The sequence below is a fragment of the Phytohabitans houttuyneae genome (assembly GCF_011764425.1).
GTDB classification, from domain to species: Bacteria; Actinomycetota; Actinomycetes; order Mycobacteriales; family Micromonosporaceae; genus Phytohabitans; species Phytohabitans houttuyneae.
On the sequence record NZ_BLPF01000004.1, the window covers coordinates 480032 to 502700 of the forward strand.

General features: G+C 70.8%; 20 protein-coding genes and 3 pseudogenes. 14 read left to right on the forward strand and 9 right to left on the reverse strand.

The window, feature by feature from the left end:
* Window positions 1-92: 92 nt before the first annotated feature.
* From Phou_RS44795 to Phou_RS44845, 11 genes and pseudogenes are all read left to right on the forward strand, one after another.
* Window positions 93-307: pseudogene (locus Phou_RS44795) on the forward strand (AtpZ/AtpI family protein).
* 16 nt (window positions 308-323) lie between these two features.
* The gene (atpB, locus tag Phou_RS44800; RefSeq protein ID WP_246274621.1) at window positions 324-1100 is read left to right on the forward strand and encodes a F0F1 ATP synthase subunit A; all 777 of its coding nucleotides are present in this window, start codon (window positions 324-326) and stop codon (window positions 1098-1100) included.
* 65 nt (window positions 1101-1165) lie between these two features.
* Window positions 1166-1390: an ATP synthase F0 subunit C gene (locus tag Phou_RS44805; RefSeq protein ID WP_173070059.1), complete on the forward strand. Its 225-nt coding sequence runs from the start codon at window positions 1166-1168 to the stop codon at window positions 1388-1390.
* A 64-nt stretch (window positions 1391-1454) separates the two neighbouring features.
* On the forward strand, window positions 1455-1949 hold the full coding sequence (locus tag Phou_RS44810; protein ID WP_246274799.1) for a F0F1 ATP synthase subunit B: 495 nt from the start codon (window positions 1455-1457) through the stop codon (window positions 1947-1949).
* Window positions 1949-2770: a F0F1 ATP synthase subunit delta gene (locus Phou_RS44815; protein WP_173070061.1), complete on the forward strand. Its 822-nt coding sequence runs from the start codon at window positions 1949-1951 to the stop codon at window positions 2768-2770. Before Phou_RS44810 ends, Phou_RS44815 begins: the two co-directional genes overlap by 1 nt.
* A 40-nt stretch (window positions 2771-2810) precedes the next feature.
* Window positions 2811-4451: a F0F1 ATP synthase subunit alpha gene (gene atpA, locus Phou_RS44820; RefSeq protein ID WP_173070063.1), complete on the forward strand. Its 1641-nt coding sequence runs from the start codon at window positions 2811-2813 to the stop codon at window positions 4449-4451.
* A gap of 12 nt (window positions 4452-4463) precedes the next feature.
* Window positions 4464-5393 carry a F0F1 ATP synthase subunit gamma gene (locus Phou_RS44825; protein WP_173070065.1) on the forward strand — a complete coding sequence of 310 codons (930 nt, stop codon included), beginning with the start codon at window positions 4464-4466 and terminating at the stop codon, window positions 5391-5393.
* Window positions 5393-6832 (forward strand): F0F1 ATP synthase subunit beta, encoded by a 1440-nt coding sequence (atpD, locus tag Phou_RS44830; RefSeq protein WP_173070067.1) that lies wholly within the window; start codon window positions 5393-5395, stop codon window positions 6830-6832. Before Phou_RS44825 ends, atpD begins: the two co-directional genes overlap by 1 nt.
* Window positions 6833-6969: 137 nt before the next feature.
* Entirely contained in the window at window positions 6970-8070 is a 1101-nt protein-coding gene (locus Phou_RS44835; RefSeq protein ID WP_246274623.1) for an LCP family protein, read from the forward strand.
* 98 nt (window positions 8071-8168) lie between these two features.
* The gene (locus Phou_RS44840; protein ID WP_173070071.1) at window positions 8169-8450 is read left to right on the forward strand and encodes a F0F1 ATP synthase subunit epsilon; all 282 of its coding nucleotides are present in this window, start codon (window positions 8169-8171) and stop codon (window positions 8448-8450) included.
* Window positions 8451-8460: 10 nt separating this feature from the next.
* Window positions 8461-8908 (forward strand): annotated as a pseudogene (locus tag Phou_RS44845) (DUF2550 domain-containing protein); the annotation flags it as partial.
* A gap of 1075 nt (window positions 8909-9983) precedes the next feature.
* Here the strand turns inward: Phou_RS44845 and Phou_RS44850 are convergent.
* Together Phou_RS44850 and Phou_RS44855 are read right to left on the reverse strand one after the other, a co-directional pair.
* The gene (locus tag Phou_RS44850; RefSeq protein WP_173070075.1) at window positions 9984-10997 is read right to left on the reverse strand and encodes a hypothetical protein; all 1014 of its coding nucleotides are present in this window, start codon (window positions 10995-10997) and stop codon (window positions 9984-9986) included.
* Entirely contained in the window at window positions 10994-11554 is a 561-nt protein-coding gene (locus Phou_RS44855; protein ID WP_173070077.1) for a cob(I)yrinic acid a,c-diamide adenosyltransferase, read from the reverse strand. The genes Phou_RS44850 and Phou_RS44855 overlap by 4 nt, the downstream gene beginning before the upstream one ends.
* A gap of 64 nt (window positions 11555-11618) precedes the next feature.
* Here Phou_RS44855 and murA point away from each other — a divergent pair, with 64 nt between their 5' ends.
* A complete protein-coding gene (murA, locus tag Phou_RS44860) occupies window positions 11619-12911 on the forward strand; it encodes a UDP-N-acetylglucosamine 1-carboxyvinyltransferase (RefSeq protein WP_173070079.1) in 1293 nt (430 codons plus the stop codon).
* On the opposite strand, the gene Phou_RS44865 is transcribed toward murA, so the two are convergent.
* Window positions 12898-13224 carry a hypothetical protein gene (locus Phou_RS44865; protein WP_173070081.1) on the reverse strand — a complete coding sequence of 109 codons (327 nt, stop codon included), beginning with the start codon at window positions 13222-13224 and terminating at the stop codon, window positions 12898-12900. The genes murA and Phou_RS44865 overlap by 14 nt on opposite strands.
* A gap of 79 nt (window positions 13225-13303) precedes the next feature.
* Here Phou_RS44865 and Phou_RS44870 point away from each other — a divergent pair, with 79 nt between their 5' ends.
* Window positions 13304-14158, forward strand: a complete 855-nt coding sequence (locus Phou_RS44870) for a 3-hydroxyacyl-CoA dehydrogenase family protein (protein ID WP_173070083.1) — start codon at window positions 13304-13306, stop codon at window positions 14156-14158.
* A gap of 244 nt (window positions 14159-14402) precedes the next feature.
* On the opposite strand, the gene Phou_RS44875 is transcribed toward Phou_RS44870, so the two are convergent.
* Both Phou_RS44875 and Phou_RS44880 read right to left on the reverse strand, forming a co-directional pair.
* Window positions 14403-15191 carry an ABC transporter permease gene (locus Phou_RS44875; protein ID WP_173070085.1) on the reverse strand — a complete coding sequence of 263 codons (789 nt, stop codon included), beginning with the start codon at window positions 15189-15191 and terminating at the stop codon, window positions 14403-14405.
* Window positions 15188-16035, reverse strand: a pseudogene (locus tag Phou_RS44880) (ABC transporter ATP-binding protein). Before Phou_RS44880 ends, Phou_RS44875 begins: the two are co-directional and overlap by 4 nt.
* 77 nt (window positions 16036-16112) lie before the next feature.
* On the opposite strand from Phou_RS44880, the gene Phou_RS44885 reads away from it, so the two are divergent.
* Window positions 16113-18119, forward strand: coding sequence for an ethylmalonyl-CoA mutase (locus Phou_RS44885; RefSeq protein WP_173070087.1), 2007 nt, complete (start codon window positions 16113-16115; stop codon window positions 18117-18119).
* 65 nt (window positions 18120-18184) lie between these two features.
* Here the strand turns inward: Phou_RS44885 and Phou_RS44890 are convergent, their stop codons facing one another.
* Genes Phou_RS44890 through Phou_RS44905 form a run of 4 tightly spaced genes read right to left on the reverse strand, consistent with a single transcriptional unit; the run spans window position 18185 to window position 22652 of the window.
* A complete protein-coding gene (locus tag Phou_RS44890) occupies window positions 18185-18880 on the reverse strand; it encodes a hypothetical protein (RefSeq protein ID WP_173070089.1) in 696 nt (231 codons plus the stop codon).
* Window positions 18877-21498 carry an FtsK/SpoIIIE domain-containing protein gene (locus tag Phou_RS44895; protein WP_173070091.1) on the reverse strand — a complete coding sequence of 874 codons (2622 nt, stop codon included), beginning with the start codon at window positions 21496-21498 and terminating at the stop codon, window positions 18877-18879. Before Phou_RS44895 ends, Phou_RS44890 begins: the two co-directional genes overlap by 4 nt.
* Complete coding sequence (locus Phou_RS44900; RefSeq protein ID WP_173070093.1) at window positions 21491-22387, reverse strand: hypothetical protein; 897 nt, start codon at window positions 22385-22387, stop codon at window positions 21491-21493. The genes Phou_RS44895 and Phou_RS44900 overlap by 8 nt, the downstream gene beginning before the upstream one ends.
* Window positions 22388-22391: 4 nt before the next feature.
* Window positions 22392-22652, reverse strand: coding sequence for a hypothetical protein (locus tag Phou_RS44905; protein ID WP_173070095.1), 261 nt, complete (start codon window positions 22650-22652; stop codon window positions 22392-22394).
* Window positions 22653-22669 lie beyond the last annotated feature (17 nt).

A 22669-nucleotide genomic window follows, 5' to 3' on the forward strand; every position in this document is an offset into this window, starting at 1 on the left:
ACGACTCCAGTCTCTCAGCGGCCCGCACAAGGCTCTTGCGTGGGGGGTGAGTCGCACCCTCAAAAACCCTCCCTGATATGGTTCGGCGCGTCATGGCCGGTGACCAATCCCCCCAACCTCCTGACGGCGGCGGCGCCGGGCAGGGGTGGGTGGCGATCAGCTACCTCATCGCGGGAATCGCGGTGTGGAGCTTCGCCGGTTGGCTGGTCGACCAATGGCTCGATCTCGGCGGAGTGCCGATCGGGATCGGGGCGGTGGTCGGCGCGGCCGGGGCATCTACCTGGTAGTCCGCCGGCTGGGCGTCTAGAGGAGGGCGTGGCGCTGTGAGCAGCAGTATTGCGGCGGAGATCCCGTGGCCGCCGAGCGTGGAAGACTTCTTCCTGCCGCCGATCGTCGAGGGCGCTGACCCCTGGTTCACCAAGGTCACTGTGCTGGTGTGGGTGGCCGTCGCGGCCCTCATCATCTTCTTCCTGGTTACCTACCGGGACCCCAAGATTGTGCCGACGAAGCGCCAGTGGATCGCTGAGTCCATCTACGGTTTCGTGCGCAACAGCGTGGCCAAGGACCTGATCGGGCACGAGGGCGTGCGGTTCGCGCCGTACCTGACGACGCTCTTCTGCTTCGTGCTGCTGACGAACCTCTTCGGCATCATCCCGGGCATCCAGATGTCGCCCAACTCGCACATCGCGTTCCCGGCGATCCTGGCGATCATCAGCTGGGTGCTCTTCAACGTTGTCGGCATCCGGCAGCACGGCTTCGCGAAGTACATGCGAAACTCGCTGATCCCGCCGGCGCCGTGGTTCATCCTGCCGCTGCTGATTCCGATCGAGTTCGTCTCGACGTTCATCTTCCGCCCCTTCACCCTGGCGGTCCGGCTCTTCGCGAACATGTTCGCCGGCCACATGATCCTGCTGGTGTTCACGCTCGGCGGGTTCGTGATGCTCAACTCGAACGCGTGGCTCGCGCCGGTGTCGCTCCTGTCCTGGCTGATGGCGATCGCGCTGACGTTCCTCGAGGCGATGGTCATCGTCCTGCAGGCGTACGTCTTCACCGTGCTGACGGCCAGCTACATCCAGGGCGCGCTCGCCGAAGAGCACTGAGATCTGTTAGTTCCGTCGTCCCGCGCGTGACTAACACGCCGCGATAACCAGGAGGAAGTACAGCTATGCCACTCGCTGAGATCACGGGTAGCACCGCCGCGATCGGCTACGGCCTGGCCGCTATCGGCCCCGGCATCGGTGTCGGTCTGATCTTCGCCAGTTACGTGCAGGCGACCGCGCGTCAGCCCGAGTCGTCCCGCCTTACCCAGCCGTTCGTCTGGATCGGCTTCGCCGTGGTCGAGGCGCTCGCCCTGCTGGGCATCGCGTTCGGCTTCATCTGGGCTGGCTGACAGCCTTCCGAACGGAGGTTCCGATGTACTTTTTCGCCGCCGAGGGGGCGAGGAGCACAACCCGATCATCCCGATCTGGCAAGAGATCGTGGTCGGCACGATTGCTTTCGCCCTGCTGTGCTTCATCCTCATGAAGTTCGTCTTCCCGCGCATGGAGAAGACCTTCCAGGCGAGGGTCGAGGCCATCGAGGGCGGCATCCAGCGGGCCGAGGCGGCGCAGGCCGAGGCAAACCAGCTGCTCGAGCAGTACCGGGCACAGCTGGCCGAGGCCCGTACGGACGCCGCCCGGATCCGGGACGACGCGCGCGCAGACGCCGAGGGCATCCGGCAGGACGTTCTCGCGAAGGCGCGGGAGGAGTCCGACCGCATCATCGCGGCGGGCAAGGAGCAGCTCGCGGCAGAGCGGGCGACGATCGTCCGTGAGCTGCGGACCGAGGTCGGCACGCTTGCCGTCGACCTGGCCGGCAAGATCGTGGGCGAGTCGCTGGCCGACGAGGCGCGGCGCAAGGGCACGGTCGAGCGCTTCCTGACCGACCTCGAGAGCACCGGGGCCCGCTGATGCAGGTAGCGAGCCGGGAGTCGTACACCGCCGCCGCAGAGCGGTTGGAGGCGCACGCCCGCCGGGCCAACCCGCAGACGATCGCCGGTACCGCCGGCGACCTGCTCGCGGTGGCCGACCTGCTGCGGCGTGAGCCGCGGCTGCGCCGGGCGCTCTCGGACCCGGCCCGCAGCGGTCAAGACCGCCAAGGGCTGCTGTCCAGCCTGCTGGGCAACAAGGTCGGCAAGCCGGCGGTCGAGATGGCCGGCGCGCTCGTGGCCGGACGGTGGTCGGCGCCGTCCGAGCTGCTGGACGCGACCGAGCGGCTCGGCGTGGAGGCGTTACTCGCCAGCGCCGACCGGGCTGGCGACCTCGGTGAGGTGGAAGACGAGCTGTTCCGTTTCGGGCAGGTGGTCTCCGCCGACCCGGCGCTGGCCGGTGCGCTGGGCGACGTCGTCTCACCGGCGGCTCAGCGGGCCACGCTCGCGCGGGCGCTGCTCGAAGGCAAGGCCAAGCCGGTGACCGTCCGGCTGGTCGAGGTGGCGCTGGCCGGCTTCGGCGGGCGCTCGTTCGACGGCTCGCTGACCAGGCTGGTCGAGCTCGCCGCGGACCGGCGGGACCGCCAGGTGGCGTACGTCACCGTGGCCGCCCCGCTGACCGACGAGGAAGAGCGCCGGCTGGGCGCCAAGCTCGCCGAACTGTACGGTCGAGAGGTCTCCGTAAAGCAGGTTGTGCGGCCGGAGATCCTCGGCGGGATGAGTGTGCGGGTCGGCTCCGACCTGTACGACGGCACGGTCCTGCGCCGGCTCACCGACACACGCAACGCGCTCGCGAAGCGCTAAGGCCCGCTTTGTACCACTCGAACCCAGAAGGAAGCTGAGGATGGCCGAGCTGACCATCTCTACGGAGGAGATCCGCGGCGCCCTGGAGCGCTACGTCTCCTCCTACACGCCCGACATCTCCCGCGAGGAGGTCGGCACCGTCACCGACGCCGGCGACGGTATCGCCCACGTCGAGGGCCTGCCTTCGACGATGGCCAACGAGCTCCTGGAGTTCGAGGACGGCACGCTGGGCGTGGCGCTCAACCTCGACGTCCGCGAGATCGGTGTGGTGGTCCTCGGCGAGTTCGCCGGCATCGAGGAAGGCCAGAGCGTCAAGCGCACCGGCCGGGTGCTCTCGGTGCCGGTCGGCGACAAGTTCCTCGGCCGCGTGGTCAACCCGCTCGGCCAGCCGATCGACGGTCTCGGCGACATCGAAAACGAGGGCTTCCGCGAGCTTGAGCTCCAGGCGCCCAACGTCATGGCCCGCCAGCCGGTGAAGGAAGCCCTCCAGACCGGCATCAAGGCCATCGACGCGATGACCGCGATCGGCCGGGGCCAGCGGCAGCTGATCATCGGCGACCGCAAGACCGGCAAGACCACCGTCGCGCTGGACACGATCCTCAACCAGCGTGCCAACTGGGAGTCCGGCGACCCGGCCAAGCAGGTGCGCTGCATCTACGTCGCGATCGGCCAGAAGGCCTCCACTGTCGCGTCGGTGAAGGGCATCCTCGAAGAGCACGGCGCGATGGAGTACACCACCATCGTCGCGTCGCCCGCCTCCGACCCGGCCGGCTTCAAGTACCTGGCTCCGTACGCCGGCTCGTCCATCGGACAGCACTGGATGTACGCGGGCAAGCACGTGCTCATCGTCTTCGACGACCTGAGCAAGCAGGCCGAGGCGTACCGCGCGGTGTCGCTGCTGCTGCGCCGCCCGCCGGGCCGCGAGGCGTACCCCGGTGACGTCTTCTACCTGCACTCCCGCCTCCTGGAGCGCTGCGCGAAGCTCTCCGACGAGATGGGTGCCGGCTCGATGACCGGCCTGCCGATCATCGAGACGAAGGCCAACGACATCTCGGCGTTCATCCCGACGAACGTCATCTCGATCACCGACGGCCAGATCTTCCTGGAGTCCGACCTGTTCAACCAGGGCGTGCGTCCGGCGATCAACGTCGGTACCTCGGTCTCCCGGGTCGGCGGCGCCGCGCAGGTCAAGCCGCTGCGCAAGGTGGCCGGCCGGCTCCGCCTGGACCTGGCCCAGTTCCGCGAGCTGGAGGCGTTCGCCGCGTTCGCGTCCGACCTCGACCGGGCCTCCCGCGCCCAGCTGGAGCGGGGCTCGCGCCTCGTCGAGCTGCTCAAGCAGCCGAACTACTCGCCGTACCCGGTGGAGGAGCAGGTCGTCTCGATCTGGGCCGGCACCGAGGGCAAGCTGGACGACGTTCCGGTGAGCGAGGTCCGGCGCTTCGAGGCGGAGTTCCTCGAGTTCCTGCGCCACTCGTACAAGCCGACGCTGCAGTCCATCGCCGACAACAACTGGGACGACGACATCACGAACGGCCTCGACGAGGCGATCGTGAAGTTCAAGCAGATGTTCCTGGCGAAGGAGACCAGCCCGATCGGTCGCGAGGCGGACGCTCAGGCGCTGGAGGGTGACGAGGAGACCGAGAAGGTCACCCGCTACCGCGACACCCCGACCGAGAAGTAGTAGGGACGACCCATGGCGGCCCAGGTTCGTGTTCTTCGTCAACGGATCCGCTCGGCGAAGTCGATGAAGAAGATCACCAAGGCGATGGAGCTCGTGGCCACGAGCCGGATCGCCAAGGCCCAGGCGCGGGTGGCGGCGTCCCTGCCGTACGCCCAGGCCATCACCGGCGTGCTGACGGCGCTGGCGTCCAACGCCAGCGTCGACCACCCGCTGCTGACGGCGCGTCCCCAGGTGCGGCGGGCCGGCGTCCTGCTCATCACGAGCGACCGCGGCCTGGCCGGTGGCTACAGCTCCAACGCGATCAAGACGGCCGAGTCGCTGATGGCGCGCCTGCGGGAGGACGGCAAGGAGCCGGTTCTGTACGTCATCGGCCGCAAGGGCGTGACGTACTACCGCTTCCGCAACCGCCCGATCGAGGCGAGCTGGACTGGCTTCTCCGAGCAGCCGGCCTTCACCGACGCGCGCGAGGTGGGCGAGACGCTGATCAAGGCGTTCACCCACGGCGCCGACGACGGTGAGGACCACTCCGGTCCGGACGGCGTGCAGGGTGTCGACGAGTTGCACATCGTGTACACGGAGTTCAAGTCGCTGATGACGCAGGCGCCGACTACCCGGATCATCGGTCCTATGGAGGTCGAGGACCGGCCCCGGTCGGAGGGTCTGCTCCCGGCGTACGAGTTCGAGCCGGAGGCGGAGGCGCTGCTCGACGCGCTGCTGCCCAAGTACATCAACACGCGCATCTACGCAGCCCTGCTCGAATCGGCGGCGAGCGAGTCGGCGGCCCGCCGGCGCGCGATGAAGAGCGCGACGGACAACGCGGAAGAGATGATCCAGAACTACACGCGGCAGATGAACTCCGCGCGTCAGGCCGGGATCACCCAGGAGATCAGCGAGATCGTCGGCGGCGTCAACGCGCTCGCCGCGGCGGGAAGTGAAGTGTGATGACTGCTCCAGTAGAGACCAAGACCGCTACGGGCCGCGTGGTCCGGGTCATCGGCCCGGTCGTCGACGCCGAGTTCCCGCGCGACGCGATGCCCGAGATCTTCAACGCGCTGCACGTGACCGTGTCGCTCGCCGAGGGTGACAAGAAGCTGACCCTGGAGGTCGCCCAGCACCTGGGTGACAACATGGTCCGCGCGATCTCGATGCAGCCCACCGACGGCCTGGTCCGCGGTGCCGAGGTGAGCGACACCGGCGAGCGCATCTCGGTGCCGGTCGGCGACGCGACCAAGGGCCACGTGTTCAACGCGATCGGCGAGTGCCTCAACCTCAAGGAGGGCGAGAAGCTCGAGGTCAAGGACCGTTGGGAGATCCACCGCAAGCCCCCGGCGTTCGCCGACCTCGAGCCGAAGACCGAGATGCTGGAGACCGGCATCAAGGTGCTCGACCTGCTCGCCCCGTACGTCAAGGGCGGCAAGATCGGCCTCTTCGGCGGTGCCGGCGTGGGCAAGACGGTGCTCATCCAGGAGATGATCATCCGGGTCGCCAACAACTTCGGTGGCACCTCGGTGTTCGCCGGCGTGGGTGAGCGCACCCGTGAGGGCAACGACCTGATCCTGGAGATGACCGAGACCGGCGTCATCGACAAGACCGCGCTGGTCTTCGGCCAGATGGACGAGCCGCCGGGCACCCGTCTGCGGGTCGCGCTGTCGGCGCTGACGATGGCCGAGTACTTCCGCGACGTGCAGAAGCAGGAAGTGCTGCTGTTCATCGACAACATCTTCCGGTTCACCCAGGCCGGTTCCGAGGTGTCCACGCTGCTCGGCCGCATGCCGAGCGCCGTGGGTTACCAGCCGACCCTGGCCGACGAGATGGGCGAGCTGCAGGAGCGGATCACCTCGGTCCGTGGCCAGGCCATCACCTCGATGCAGGCGATCTACGTGCCCGCCGACGACTACACCGACCCGGCGCCGGCCACCACGTTCGCCCACCTGGACGCGACCACAAACCTGGAGCGGTCCATCTCGGACAAGGGCATCTACCCGGCGGTGGACCCGCTGGCGTCCTCGTCCCGCATCCTCGCCGCCGAGTTCGTCGGCCAGGAGCACTACGCGGTGGCGTCCGAGGTCAAGCGGATCCTGCAGCGCTACAAGGACCTGCAGGACATCATCGCCATCCTCGGCATGGACGAGCTCTCCGAAGAGGACAAGATCACGGTGGGCCGGGCCCGCCGGATCGAGCGCTTCCTGTCGCAGAACACGTACGCGGCGAAGGTGTTCACCGGTATCGAGGGTTCCTTCGTGCCGATCAAGGACACCGTCGAGGCGTTCAAGAAGATCAGCGAGGGCGAGTTCGACCACTTCCCCGAGCAGGCCTTCTTCATGTGCGGCGGCCTCGACGACCTGGAGCGCAACGCCCGCGAGCTGATGAAGAACGACTGATCTGTCCTGCTTCGACCCGAGGCGCCCGCCATTTCGTGGCGGGCGCCTCGGTCTATATGGAGCTACGTTTGGGTAGCAAACCTTCACGCCCTCTGGATCCGTCTTACCTGTAGAGGGGTTCGTGATTGGAGGGTCGCGTGGGCAAGGCGAGCCGTCGACTGCCCAGATGGGCGGTCCTCTGCACCATCTTCGGTACGCTCCTGCTGCTCGGCAGCGGGGGCACCCTGCTCGCCAGCGAGGTGCTCCTGTCCCGCTACGAGGGCTCGGTCAAGACAGCCGACCTCTTCGGCGACCAGACCGGCCCGACACCCGAGCCCAAGACCGACATCAAGGGCCCGTTCAACATCCTGCTGGTCGGCATCGACCCGCGCCTCGACAACCCCAACGAGCCGCCACGCTCCGACTCGATCATCATCATGCACGTGCCGGACGCGCACGACCGGGCGTACCTCTTCTCCATCCCGCGCGACCTGCTTGTCGACATCCCGCCGTTTCCGAAGGCCGACTTCCGGGGCGGGCGCGACAAAATCAACGCCGCGATGGCGTACGGGAGCCGCGTGCCCGGCAAGGAGGTGCCCGACCCGGCCCGCGGCTTCGAGCTCCTGGCCAACACGATCTCGCGGTACACGGGCATCAAGCGCTTCGACGCCGGCGCGATCGTCAACTTCCAGGGTTTCCGCAAGATCGTCGACGCCATGGGCGGGGTCACGATGACCCTCGACATGGACATCCGCTCCGAGCACCTCAAGCCGGACGGCAGCGGGCGCAACGGCAACCCCAACGGCGATGGGTACGTGGGGCCGCAGAAGGTCTACAAGAAGGGCACCCACCACCTGAAGGGCTGGGAGGCGCTCGACATCGTGCGGCAGCGCAAGACCGTGGGCGGCGACTACGTGCGGCAGCGGCACCAGCAGCAGTTTCTGAAGGCGATGGTCAACCAGGCGTTCAGCAAGGACGTGGTGACCAACCCGATCAAGCTCGACAACGTGCTGCGCGCCGCCGGCCAGTCCCTCGTCTTCAACGGCCGGGGCCACAGCGTTATCGACTACGCCATCACTTTGCGCAACATCCGTTCCAGCACCATCACAATGGTCAAACTGCCCGGCGAGGGCGTCGGCACCGGCCGAAACTACCGGGGTGAGCAGCTTGTTGCCCCGTCGAAGGACTTTTTCGCCGCGGTACGCAACGACACCGTCGACACGTTCATGGGGTCGCATCCTGAGCTGATCAGCAAGTGATGTACGCCTTGTGACTGTGTTACGCGCCACCCTCGTTGGGGCGGTGTGGGATCGCTGTCTAAACTCGGTCTAATCCCCAAAGTCCCGAGGAGACAGCGTTGGCAAGCCAGCTGCACGTCGAGGTCGTAGCGGTCGAGGAAAAGGTCTGGTCCGGCGAGGCCGAGATGCTCATCGCGCGGACCACCGAGGGTGAGCTGGGTGTGCTCCCCGGCCACGCTCCGCTGCTCGGGCAGCTCGCCGAGCCGAGCCAGGTCAGGGTCAAGGTCTCCGGAGGCGAGGAGATCGCCTACGACGTGGCCGGTGGCTTCCTTTCCATCACGGACGAGGGCGTGACGGTGCTCGCGGAGAGCGCCGAGCAGGCCACTCCAGCCACCCGCTGACCGCACGCCGATGCTGGTCTTGGAGTGGATCGGGATCGGCGTACTCATCCTGCTCGCCTTCGTAGCGGCGCTGTTCGTTCGCCGCGCCCTGATGGCGCGTTCCGGCACCATCAAGCTCAACCTCCGCGTGTCCACAATGCTCGACGGCCGCGGATGGTCACCCGGCTTCGGTCGCTTCGTCGGCGACGAGCTGCGCTTCTACCGCATGTTCAGCCTCGCCATCCGCCCCAAGCGCCGCCTCTCCCGCGAGACCTTGGTGGTGGAGCGCCGGCGCAGGCCGGAAGGCCAGGAGCTGATGAGCATGCCCACCGACTGGATCATCCTGCGCTGTCTGAGCCACCAGGCTCCCGTCGAGATCGCCATGGCCAAGTCGACGGTGACCGGTTTCATGTCATGGCTGGAGGCCGCCCCACCCGGGGCGGTCTCTTCGTTTTCCAGCCACCCACTGGCCGGCTAGCCCGCGGGACGTCGGATCCCGCCGAGTCGCCGATCGCGTGAGCCTCGGCCCGGGTGGCTTCCGGCGGGTGGCGTCTTGGATCCCGGCTCGTGCCGAACCCGCCTGTCTGCCCCTGACGCTGGGTGCGCGGGTGTCGCGCGGCAGGTGCCTCTCAAGCTGGGCGCACGGATGCGCCCAGCGGACCAACCGACGCCGGGCGCTCGCACCCTGGCTAGGGGTGCCGTCGAATGCGAGGGCAGTTGATCAGGGAGTTCGTGGGTGGACACGCCGGCAGACACGCCCACCAACTCCCTGATCAACGGGGAGAGGCACGTCCCGCCGGGCCTCAGGCTGCAGGCGAGAAGGCCCGGCACTGACAGACCCGGCCGGTGCCCGAGCGGCGTGGTACTCGGGTGCCGGTCGAGGGGCACGGGGCCTGTCCGAGCGCGCCGACCGTCCCAGTCGGAGAGACAGCCCGCGCTCGCTGTGCTGGGTTGCTTGCCCAACCCCCGCGGGCGCACGGGTCGCGACGACTAAGCGCGGTAGCTCGACGCTCCGAGATCCCAAAGCCAGCCTGGCTCGAAGATCCTCCCGGTGGTGACCACCAGCCCTCGCTGTCCTCGCCGGTCGGCTGAGCGGCGGCCGGTGACCGGTGAACGTCGATAGCCATCGCACCAGCCCCCCGTTGTCTCGGCATCCTTGCGACTGCGCTGGGACCAGATCACCACCGAGCCCACACGACGAGCGGACGGCGCAGTGTCCAGACGACGATCGGCCGCGCTGGGCACGGACCACGATCGGCGGCGGCAAGCCCACCCGATGGCCGGGCGGCGACGGGGCACCGGTGGCGCTGAGCCCGCACGACGACCGGCGGCACCGGGCGTAACCCGCGAACAACACCCGCGCCCACCACTGCCGGCGAGCACGGGCCGCACAAGGATTGGCCAGGCTCATAAGCGCCCCAGGAGCACCTCGCGCGGGTCGCGGCGCCGAGCAGCCGACGGTGCGGGACCCGACGAACAGGGCCTACGCCGCGGTCGTGAGCCAGAGGCGCGCGGTCCTACCGTCGTCCGTGGCCAGTAGCACCGTGTCGCCGCTTACCGCGGTCGCCGCCACCGTCTGGGCGGTGACCGGCAGGGGCCGGGCATTGACGCCTCCTCCCACGTAGCGCCGCCGTCGCGGGTGGTCCACAGGCGGCACGACGAGCCCGCCGCCGCGGTCATCACGCCGAGGTCCCCGGCGGCGGACAGCGTGAGGAAGCGCCAGCCGTTCGCGTCGCCGAAGCCGCCGCGTTTCTGCCAGGCTGTGCCGTCGTACCACCAGGCGCCCGCCGGGCCCACGCCCAGCGTGCCGCCGCCCAGCGGGGTGACCAGCGCGAGCGGGCCGCCCACCGGGACCGGGGTCCAGGCCGTGCCGTCCTTTGAGGTCCAGGAGGCGCCGGTCAGTGTCGTGCCGTACGCCTCGCCGGACACCAGCCAGCCGCCGCCCGGCAGTGGTGCCACGTCCGTGCCACGCGCGGACGAGCCGGGGGCGACGAGGGAGCGGTCGAAGGTGGCGCCGTCCGCCGAGTGCCAGAGCGCGGGGCCGGGTGAGCCGTCCGGGCCGAGCCAGTTGCCGACGATGGCCCAGGCGGCCGGCGCTTCAAGCGAGGCGGCGACCGCGCCGACGCCCACCGAGTCCTGGCCGCCGAACTGGACGAACGCCGGCTCGTACTCCAGCCAGCTCCCGTCCGGGCGGCTGCGCCACGTGCTGGTCCGCGGGTTGCCGTGCGCGCCGCCCGAGGCCGCGCCCACCGCCACGGCGTCGGCGCCGCGGCAGGCGACCGTGAAGATCGTGCTCTGCCTGCCGTAGAAGCTGACGGGCGCGAGCCGTACCCCCGTCCAGGTCGTGCCGTCCGTGCTCCGCCACGCCGCGGGTCCGGTCGGGAGGCCGCCCACCGCGAGCCAGTGGTCTTCGCAGTATGCGACGTCCTGCACGGTGGCGGCGGTGGCCGGGAGCGTGACCTCGCGCCAGGTCAGCGCGCGGGGCGGGGGTGGGGCAGGGGGTGCCGGCGGCGGTGAGGAGCAGGAGGCGAGCGCGAGCGCGCACAGGGCGAGCGCTCCGCGCCTCATCTGTTGGCGCCCGGCACCCAGAGCACGTCGCCATCGGGATTTGCTGTTCTCGCCAGGATGAACAGCAGATCGGACAGCCTATTGAGATACTTTGCCGGGAGGGTGCCGGTTCGTTCGGGATCGGCCTCCACCAGGGTCCACGCCGCGCGCTCGGCGCGGCGCGCTACTGTGCGCGCCACGTGCAGCAGCGCGGCGCCCGGCGTGCCACCCGGCAACACGAAGGAGTCGAGTGTGGACAGTCGCGCGTTGAAGTCGTCGCAACAGCCTTCGAGGCGGGTCACGTACGCCTCGGTCACGCGCAGGCCGGGCTCCGGCGACGGGTTTGCCAGGTCGGCGCCGAGGTCGAAGAGGTCGTTTTGCACCGTGGAGAGCACGGCGCGCACCTCGTCGTCGAGCTGGCCCAGCGCGAGCGCGACGCCGATGGCGGCGTTGCACTCGTCCACATCGGCGTACGCCGCGATCCGCGGGTCTGTCTTCGACACCTTCTCGTTGTTGACGAGCCGGGTCGCGCCGGTGTCGCCGGCCTTCGTGTAGATCCTGGTGAGGTGAACGGCCATGAGCCTTAGCGTACGACCGTCAGCATTCGCGGCCCCCGACACGGCGGTTGGCGAGGCTTCTACGATGGCCGACGTGGATGTGATCCAGGTGCTCGGTGGGGCGCGGCTGGCGGGCGAGGTACACGTCGTCGGCGCCAAGAACTCGGCGCTCAAGCTGATGGCGGTGGCGCTGCTCGCGCCCGGCCGCAGCGTGGTCAGCAACATTCCCCGGATTACGGACATCGCGATCATGGGTGAGGTGTTGCGGCGGCTCGGCTGCACGGTGGAGTACCAGGGCGACGAGGTCTCGATCGACGTGCCCGAGGAGACCGGCACCGAGGCCGACTACGACCTCGTGCGGCGGCTGCGGGCCTCGATCTGCGTGCTCGGGCCGCTGCTGGCGCGGCGCGGGTTCGTGCGGGTGGCCCACCCGGGCGGCGACGCGATCGGCTCGCGCGGTCTCGACATGCACATCGACGGGCTGGCCCGGATGGGTGCGGAGATCACGGGGGAGCACGGCTACGTGATCGCCTCGGCGCCGCGGGGGCTGCGGGGTGCCACGATCTGGCTGGACTTTCCGAGCGTGGGCGCCACCGAAAACCTGCTGATGGCGGCAGTGCTGGCGCGTGGCGAGACCGTGATCGACAACGTGGCCCGTGAGCCCGAGATTGTCGACATCTGCACGATGCTCAGCGAGATGGGCGCCCGCATCGAGGGGGCCGGCACGTCCACGCTGCGGATTCAGGGCGTTACCGAGCTGCACCCCGTGCACCACGCCACGATCGGCGACCGCATCGTGGGCGGCACATGGGCGTTCGGCGCGGCGATGACCCAGGGAGACGTCACCGTGACCGGCGTCGACCCGGCCCACCTGGAGATCGCCCTCGACAAGGTGATCTCTGCCGGCGGCATGGTCGAGACGCGGGCCAACGCCTTCCGGGTGCAGATGGACCGCCGCCCGACCGCCGTCGACGTGGTCACGCTGCCCTTCCCGGGCTTTCCGACCGACCTGCTGCCGATGGCGATCGGCCTCGCCTCGGTCAGCGACGGCGCGTCCCTGGTGACCGAAAACATCTTTGACGGCCGGTTCATGTTCGTCAACGAGATGGTCCGCCTCGGCGCCGACATCCGCACCGACGGCCACCACGCTGTCGTGCAGGGGCGTGAGCGGCTCTCCAGCGCTCCGGTGCGGGCCACGGACATCCGCGCGGGTGCGGGGCTGGCGATGGCCGCCCTGTGCGCCGACGGGATGACGGAGATCTCCCACGTGCACCACATCGACCGGGGCTACCCGGACTTCGTGCCGAACCTGCGGGCCCTGGGCGTCAAGATCGAGCGGGTGGCGGCGCCGGAAGAGCCGACGTTCACGTTCCAGTAGAGGAGTCGCGCTCCAGCACGCGCCGCGCCCGTCCCGCGTCGTCCGGGAAGACGAGGATCTTGATGAGGCCGTCCAGCCCGGTCGAGAGCGTCGAGCGGATGCCGGCCTGGCGGAGCGTGCGCCGTACGGCCTGGGCCACCTCCAGCCGGTCCACCAGCGCGGCCACCCGCAGCAGGCCGAAGTCGTCCGCGATCGGCGGCGCCGGCGAAAAGTGCTCCCGCCCGAGCGCCCGGCGGAGCAGGCCGGCCATCACGCCCACCACCGCGAACGCGATCAGCGGCCCGACCAGATACCAGCTGTCGGCCAGCGCCATGGCGTCAGTGTGACACCTCAAGGTCATCCTGAATGGTCGTTTAGCATCCATGCATAGCGAACGAGTGAGGAGTGAGAGCATGGCGGGTCGACTGGCGATCATCGGGGCCGGTCTGATGGGCTCGGGCATCGCGCAGGTGGCGGCGCAGGCCGGGTGGGAGGTCACGCTCCGTGACCTGGACGACGCCGCGACGAGCCGGGGTGTGGCGGGCATCCGCCGGTCGCTGGAAAAGTTCGCCAGCAAGGGCGCGATCCAGGCGGACGACGTCGAGACCACCCTGGGGCGCATCACCACGACCACCGACCTGGAGGCGGCGGCGGGTGCGGACATCGTGGTCGAGGCGGTGTTCGAGCGGCTCGACGTCAAGCAGGAGGTCTTCCGGCAGCTCGACAAGATCTGCCGGCCCGACGCGGTGCTCGCCACGAACACCAGCGCCATCCCGGTCACCCAGATCGCGACGGCCACCCAACGCCCCGAGTCGGTGGTGGGCACCCACTTCTTCTCGCCGGTGCCGATGATGAAGCTCTGCGAGCTCGTGCGCGGCTACAAGACCTCGGATGCCACGCTCGCCACCGCCCGCTCCTTCGCCGAGGAGATCGGCAAGACCTGCGTGGTGGTCAACCGCGACATCGCCGGCTTCGTGACGACCCGCCTGATCGCCGCGCTGGTCGTCGAGGCGGTCAAGCTCGTCGAGTCCGGCGTGGTCTCGCCCGAAGACCTCGACGTCGCCTGCAAGCTCGGCTTCGGCCACGCGATGGGCCCGCTCGCCACCACCGACCTGACCGGCGTAGACGTGCTGCTGCACGCGACCAGGAACATCTACACCGACACCGCCGACGAGAAGTTCTTCCCGCCGGAGCTGCTCCAGCGCATGGTCACCGCCGGCGACCTCGGCCGCAAGACCGGCCGGGGCTTCTACGACTACTCAGAGTGACGCACTAGCTTCGTCCATTGGTCCGGACCGTGGGCCGCCTTCAAGCAGGTGTGCCCCGGCCCGTGCCAGCTGCGGACCGCATGCTCCCGCGGGCACCGCTCCGGTCGGCGGCTCGCCAGGGCTCGCCGAAACCCCCGACCTCCGCTGCCGGGCCCGCGGGACAAGATCTGAGGCTGCCGATCGCGGAGGGCGAGGCCGCGGGAGCAACGGTCCGGACCACCGCGGACATCGCGGTAGCTCAATTTCAGCGGCTGTACTTGTTTTGCCACGTGAACGTGCGGATGCAGACCACCAGGCCGACCACGCACCAGGCGCTCAGGATCAGCGCGACCTTGCCCAGCTCCCAGCTGCCGGCCGGCTCGGCGGCGGCGAACGAGTCGGGCAGGAAGACCGAGCGCAGGCCCTGGCACATCCACTTCAGCGGGAAGATCGCGGCGACCTGCTGCATCCACGTCGGCAGGTCGGTGAAGACGAAGAACACGCCCGAGATGAACTGCAGCACCAGCGCCACCGGCGTCACGACCGCGGTGGCGCCGCGGGCGTTGCGGGGGACCGACGAGAACGCGATGCCGCACAGCGTGCACGCGCTCAGGCCGAGCACCGATACCCACGCGAACGTGAGCCACTTCCCAACTGACGCGGGCGGCTCCAGGTCGAAGAAGCCGATCGAGACGGCGAGCAGCAGTGCCACCTCGGCCACGCCGATGCCGGCGACCATGAAGACCTTGCCGGCGAAGTACACCCATTTGGGCATTGGCGTGCCGCGGAAGCGCTTGAGTACGCCCTTGTCCCGTTCGATGGGGATCTGGATCGCCAGGCTCTGGAAACCCACCGTCATGAGGCCGGTCGCGATCATGCCGGTGATGAAGTACTGCGTGTAGTTGACGCCGGGCGCGATCTCGTCGTCGAAAATCGAGGCGAAGATCAAGATCATGATGACCGGGAAGGCCATCGTGAAGACCACGGCCTCGCGGCTGCGCGTGAACTGCTTCAGCTCGACGACGCCCTGCCGCCGGGCGAGATCCACGCTCATGCCGCTCCGATCATGCGCAGGTAGACGTCTTCGAGGGTGGGGCGGGTGACGGTCAGGCCGGGCACCTCGCCGCCGAAGCGCGCGGCAAGCTCGGCCACCAGCGCCGTCGGCGTGTCGCTCTCCGCCGACTCGGCCGAGCCATCGGGGTACGCCACGACACCGTGGCAGGAGCGCTGGCCCGGTTGCCCAGCCGGCTCGGCTCGGCCACCTCGACGAGCCGTCCACCCGCGATCACGCCGACGCGGTGGGCGAGCGCCTCCGCCTCGTCGAGGTAGTGGGTGGTCAGCATGATCGTGGTGCCGGCGCCGTTGAGCTCCCGGATCAGCTGCCAGAACTCGCGCCGCGCCTCCGGGTCGAACCCGGTCGTCGGCTCGTCCAGGAAGAGCAGCTCGGGGTGGCCAACGATGCCGAGCGCCACGTCCAGCCGCCGCTTCTGCCCGCCCGACAAGGCGTGCGTGCGCGCCTTCGTCTTGTCGGTGAGCCCCACCCGCGCGATCACGTCGTCCGGGTCGTCGGGCTTGGGGTAGAACGCCGCGAAGTGGTGCACAAGCTCGCGGACGGTCAGCTCCTCGAACTCCCCGGTGCCCTGCAACACGATCCCCACCCGCGCGCGCCAGTCGGCCGTCGCGCTGGCGGGGTCGTGGTCGAGCACGCGCACCTCGCCGCCGTCCCGCTTGCGGTAGCCCTCCAGGATCTCCACGGTGGTGGTCTTGCCAGCTCCGTTCGGGCCGAGGAGGGCGAAGACCTCCCCGCGTCGTACGTCCAGGTCCAGGCTCTCGACCGCGAGCGTGCGGCCGTACGCCTTGCGCAGCCCCTTTACGGAGACCGCGAGATCGTTCCCCATGGGCAGACACTATGGCGGACGGCCCTGTGCGGTTTTTCACCGACTCATGTGACTTAACGGTAACTTAGACTCGTCGCATGGAGAGTCGCCTCGCCGAGCGGGACCGGCCGTGGGTCATGCGCACCTACGCGGGGCACTCGTCGGCGGCCGCCACCAACGCGCTTTTCCGCCGCAACCTGGCCAAAGGGCAGACCGGCCTCTCGGTCGCCTTCGACCTGCCGACCCAGACGGGGTACGACCCGGATCACGAGCTCGCCGCCGGTGAGGTGGGGCGGGTCGGCGTGCCGGTCTCCCACCTCGGCGACGTCCGCGCGCTCTTCGACGGCATCCCGCTCGCCGAGGCCAACACCTCGATGACCATCAACGCGACCGCGATGTGGCTGCTCGCCCTCTACGTGGTGGCGGCCGAGGAGCAGGGCGCGCCCACCGCCGCGCTGACCGGCACGACGCAGAACGACATCGTGAAGGAGTACCTGTCCCGCGGCACGTACATCTTCCCGCCCGGCCCGTCGCTGCGGCTCACCACGGACACGATCGCCTGGACGGTGGCCAACGCCCCCAAGTGGAACCCGGTCAACGTCTGCTCGTACCACCTCCAGGAGGCGGGCGCGACGCCGGTGCAGGAGGTGGGCTTCGCGCTCGCCACCGCGGTCGCGATCCTCGACTCCGTGCGGGACAGCGGTCAGGTTCCGCCCGAGCGGATGGGCGAGGTGGTGCAGCGCGTCTCGTTCTTCGTCAACGCGGGCGTGCGCTTCGTCGAGGAGATGGCGAAGATGCGGGCGTTCGCGCGGCTGTGGGACGACCTGGCCCGCGAGCGGTACGGGGTTCGGGACGCCAAGCAGCGCCGCTTCCGGTACGGCGTGCAGGTCAACTCGCTCGGCCTCACCGAAGCCCAGCCGGAAAACAACATCCAGCGGATCGTGCTGGAGATGCTCGGCGTCACACTCTCCCGCACCGCCCGGGCCCGGGCCGTGCAGCTTCCCGCGTGGAACGAGGCGCTCGGCCTGCCCCGCCCGTGGGACCAGCAGTGGTCACTGCGTATGCAGCAGGTGCTGGCGTACGAGTCGGACCTGCTCGAGTACCCCGACATCTTCGACGGCTCCCGAGTGGTCGAGGCGCTCGTCGACTCCATCGTGGACGGTGCGCGCGTCGAGCTCGACAAGATCCTCGACCTGGGCGGTGTGGTGGCCGCCGTCGAGACCGGCTACCTCAAGAGTGCGCTTGTCAACTCGCTCGCCGAACGTCGCCGGAGGCTGGAGGAGGGCGCAGACGTGGTGGTGGGCGTCAACCGCTTCACCGAGACCGAGGCGTCGCCACTCACCGACTCCGGCGCCGAGGCCGTCGAGCAGGTCGATCCCGCGGCGGAGCGGGCCGCCGCCGAGGCCGTACGCGCGTGGCGCTCCGCCCGCGACCAGTCCACAGTAGACTCCGTGCTGGCCGTGCTGCGTGAGGCCGCGGCCGGCACGGCCAACCTGATGCCCGCGACGCTCGACTGCGTGCGCGCCGGCGTGACCACCGGCGAGTGGGCGGGAGCGCTGCGGGAGGTGTTCGGCGAGTACCGCGCACCCACCGGCCTCGCCGCCTCGCCCGCGCCGCGCGAGGACGCCACGCTGGCTTCGGTGCGCGAGCGGGTCGGCCGTACCGCGCACGAGCTGGGCACGGGCCGCCTGCGCCTGCTGGTGGGCAAGCCCGGCCTCGACGGCCACTCCAACGGCGCCGAGCAGATCGCCGTCCGCGCCCGGGACGCCGGCTTCGAGGTGGTGTACCAAGGAATCCGCCTCACCCCGGGCCAGATCGTGGCCGCCGCGGTGGAGGAGGACGTCGACCTCGTCGGCCTCTCGGTGCTTTCCGGGTCGCACCTTGCCGCGGTGCCCGCCGTGCTGGACGGCCTGCGGGCGGCCGGACGCCCCGACCTGCCCGTCGTGGTGGGCGGCATCATCCCGCCCGCCGACGCCGCGAAGCTGCGCGACGCGGGCGTGGCAAAGGTGTTCACACCGAAGGACTTCGCGTTGACGTCCATCATGGACGAGCTCGTCACGGTCGTCCGGTCGGCAAACGGCCTGGACCGCGCGCCGCCGGGTTGATCAGGGAGACGGTGGGGCGGCGCGCCGGGTGACACGCCCACCAGGTCCCTGATCAACGCGGGGGCTTATCGGGCGAACAACAGGGACAACCCGCAACCGGCCGCCATGCCGCCGAGCACGATGAGCCCGATCGCGCCGGTGTCCAGACGGCTGCCGAACTGCCGGCCCACCCACAGCGCCGCCGGCGGCACCCCGGTGAAGGGCGCGATCAGAAACGTGAGCCAGCCCAGCAGGCGCAGCGGCCAGGCCAGCTCGGAGTCGAAGTGCGCGAGCGTGACGAGCCCGCCCGCGACGAGTCCGGTCATGGTGGCGGCGATGGCGCCGAGCGGGGGCAGGAGCGGGAGCAACCAGCGTGGCAGCGGCGCTCGTGGCGCGCCGCGGCGGACCGGGTCGATGCGCCTCGCCGCCGCGTCGAGCAGCGCGACCGCCTCGACCTCCACGGTGCCGGCGGCCGGTGCGTGGCCGGCGTGGTCGGGCAACGGCAGCTCGCCGACCCGCCGCAGCCGCGCCCACCAACCGCCGACCCGGCGCAGCTCGTCCCAGATCCGCGCCGCCTCGCGGTCCACGTCGACCACGGTGATGGCGGCCCCGCTGGCGGCACGTTCCGCCTCGACGAGCGCCGCGTCGCTGCGGGCCACCTCCGCCGAGGCCGCCGCGGCACCGTCCTGGTACGCGCGCTCGGCGGCGGCCAGCTTCCCGTCCCGCTCGCGCGCCGCCGCGGCGAGTGCGCCGACGAGTCGCCGGTACTCCCCGGCGCTCACCGCGCCCCCCGCGCCGCACCCACTTCGTAGGGGATGATGACCTCCGGCGCGCGATGGATGGCCCGGTCGAAGAAGAGGGCCCGGTGCGGTCGGGGGTACCAGGCCGGACCACCCGGCTGGGGCGAGAGGGGCGAGAGCTCCGAGCCGTGCACGTCGAGGGCGACCCACGCGCCGATCGCGTCGAAGCGGGCGCCGACGCCACCCAGGTCGTCGCGGAGGCGGGAGACGCCGCGCCACCAGCCGAGGACGTGTACCCGCCGCTCGGGACCGCGGGACAGCACCGTGCGCAGGTGGGGGAGCTGGCCGCCGGCCGCGTCCCAGGCGTAGCCGATGACGTAGTGGGGCACCGCGGCGGGCGGACCGTCGAGGTCGGCGGCCAGCTCGGCGAGCAGCTCGGCGGCGGTGTCGAGGTCGTACCAGCGGGCGTCCGGCAGCGCCGCGTGCAGCAGCCCGGCCGCCGGGGAGGCGTCGTCGTCGAGGCACACCACGCTGAACCGCGCCGCACCGTCCATGGTGGCCAGTGAGCGGCCGGCGGCGCCCAGGACCGCGCACGCCTCCTCCACCCGCGTGCCGAGCACCGCGAGGTTGCGGCCGGGTGCGCGGGGGAGGCGGAGGACGGCAGGCCGCGGCTGTACGTCGATGGTCTCGCCGAGCACCGCGCCGTCCGCCGAGATCTCCTCCGGGTACGGGGGTACCGCGTCGCCGTCGAAGAGGCGGGGCGGGTCGAGGCCCTCGGGGCGGGCGTGCCACAGCTTCTCCTGCAGCGCACGCCACGCGCCGCGGTCGCTCGCGTCCGGCAGGCGCACGATGCGGTTGGCGTCGGGGACGCCGGAGTCGGCGTTGACGACCGCGTGGAAGCGGGGGATGACGTCGGCGGCGAGGTTGGTGTCGGCCAGGATCCGGCGCGCCTTGGGCAGCGCGATCCGCAGAGTGAACTGCGCCACCAGCGCCGACCGCCCCCACAGCGCCTCGATGCCGGAGACGTCCTGCGAGGCGAGCACCAGGTGGATGCCCTGCGAGCGGCCCCGCCGGGCCAGGTCCTCCAGCAAGCCGACCGCCTCGGTGGCCATCGCGTCGCGGCCGGCCAGCAGCACCTGAAACTCGTCGATCACCGCGACGATGCGCGGCCAGTGCCCGCTCGGGTCCTCGGCGCGCAGCTCGGCGAGCTTGGTGGCCTCGTGGCGCTTGGCGGCGTGCGCCCGGCGGCGCAGCTCCTCGCCGAGGTGCCGCAGCAGCGCGAGGCCGAACTCGCGGTCGCCGTTGACGTTGACGCCCACGAGGCGTACCTGTGGCAGCCAGCTCGGGTCCCGCCGCCCCGGCGCGAAGCGCGCGAAGGAGACGCCCTCCTTGAAATCGAGCAGGTAGAGCGCCAGCTCGTCGGGGGAGTACCGGGCGGTCAGCGAGCCGAGCCAGGCGTAGATGAGGTTGGTCTTGCCGGAGCCGGACGGCCCGCCGATCAACGCGTGCGGCGGGTCGTCGCCGAGCAGCACCTCGACGAGCTCGCTGTCCGGCCCGTCGCCGAGCGGGGCGGCGAGGCCGGTAGCCGAGCACTCGGTCCAGAGCTTCTCCGGCGCCAGGTCGGCGAACTGCGCTGGCGGCGGCCCGGCCAGCAGCAGCTCGGCCAGCTCCCGGCAGGCGGCGGCGACGCGGTCGGCGGCCGGTGGCGCGTCGAGTCGCACCGGGAGGTCGCCGGTGGTACCGCAGGCGGCGGTGCTCCCGTAGACGGCGACGTGCTCCACAGTGGGGTGCGCCTCGATCGGCAGCCCGCGGGCGAGCACGTGTACCCCGCACGCCACGCCCGTCCGCACGATGCGGTCCAACTGCGCGCGCTGGGCCGCGCTGAGGTCGGCAGCCGTGGCGGCGTCGCCGAGCAGCACCACGAGCCGCCACGGCTCGGGCCGGCGGGCGGCGGTGGCGGCGGTCAGCTCGGCCAGCGACGCGTACTCGCCGGCCAGCACGCTCTCGTTGATCCGGCGGATCTGCTCCACGAGGTCGTCGAGCATCCCGGTGAGCCCGCCCGGCCCCACGAAGGTGAGCAGGTCGGCGTTGCCCAGCGGCGCGAATCCGGCCAAGCTTCCGCCGAGCTGCTCGGGGTCGTAGACGGTGAGGCGTACCTCGCCCGGGCGCGTGCTGCCCAGCACCCGCAGTAGCAGGCCGGCGATCACGCCGTCCACAGTGGATGGCTCGCCGGTGAAGGAGAGGTGGGCAAGGTCGAGCAGGGGCACCAGCGCGGGGATCGTGGCCGCGGCCGGCTCCTGCCCGAGCGTGCCGATCCGAAACAGGCCGGGGCGCCGCCCGCGCTCGGGCTCGGTGGGGCGCCAGGTGCGCCACGACGCGCCCGCCGCACCTGGCGCGCACGACGCGGCAACGGCGGCCAGATCCTCGGTGAGCGCGCCCGCCGCCTTTTCGAAGTGGGCCCGGATGTCGCGGCGCGCCGCCTCGCGTGCCTCGGCGAGGGCGGCCAGTCGCTCGCTGTGCTGTGCGAGCGCCTCGTCCCGCTGGTGCCGCGCCTCGTCGCGGGCCGCCTCGGCGACGCCAAGGGCCGCGCGGGTCAGCCCACGCGCCGCCGCCAGGTCCCGCCGGACCCCGGCCACGATCCCGTGCCGAACGCTAGCCACGACGTTCCTTCTCCTCGCGCTCCTTGTCCTCCCGCTCCTCGGCCTTGCGCAGTTCCTCGGTCACCTTGGCCAGCTCGTCCGGCTCCCGTCCGGTGACCCGCAGCAGGACGCCGACGAGGACGGCCGCCGTTACCGCTGCGTCGACCGGGTGCGTGCGCTCGTCCTTCTCGCGCTGCGGCGGCGGGGCGTAGCAGGCGCGGGCGAGCAGCTCGTCCACCACGATGTCGTCGAGCGCAGGCAGCAGCTTGCGGACGCGGGGGAGCAGTTCCTTCCGTACCGGCTGAAGGTCCTCTTTGGATGGTGGGTGGCCGAGCATCTCCGCGGTGAGGAAGCGCATCGGCGCCGGCGCCACCGCGGACAGCGCGAGGCCCACGGCCGGGTCCACCGCGGTGAGTTCGCGGCGCAGCCGCCCGCGGTCGTCGTCCGGCACCGCCTTGGCGCAGCGGTGCAGCAGGTCCACGGTGGACTCCGCACCACGCTCCGGCCGGCTGCCTGACCGCTCAGTCAGCTCGTCGACCCGGTCGGCCCAGAAGTGGGTAAGGGTCGGAGGGCCGGCGTCCGCGGCTGGCCGGCGTGGCGCGGCCGGCGCCAGCGCCGCATGCCAGTCCTTGTCCGGCGGGGGTACCGCGTCGCGCGGCAGCCCGATCGACACGAGGTAGCCGGCCAGCGCCTCGCGGGCGGCGAGCATGGCGCCGGCAGCATGGTCGAGGTGCTCGCCGGCGGCGGTGAGCGTGGGTGTCGGCGCGGTCGTGACGCTCGCGCGCATCACCCAGGCCAGCAGGCCGTTGGCGGTGCGCAGGCGGTCGGCGGCGGTGGCCACCTGCCCGACCGGCAGCTCCTCGCCGACCTCCTGGATCCGGTACGCCAGCGCGTGCAGCAGTGAGCTCATGGCATTAGAGGGCTGCGGCGTACTGCTGGGCCTGGTCCATCGCGCCCAGCGTGGCGGAAAGGCAGTCTTCGAGCTCGGTGGCCGCCTGGGCGAGTGCGGCCTGCGCGGAGGTGACCGACTCGTGTCCGCTGCCCTCGACCGCCGCGGCCAGGCTGAGCTGCGCCTCACCGAGCTTCTCGTTGGCCGCCCGGACAGCCTCCTGGCCCTCCTGAACGTGCTGCATCGCGGCATCGATGGCCGCTTTCACCTCGGCGACGCTCGCCACTGGCACCCCCTTGACGG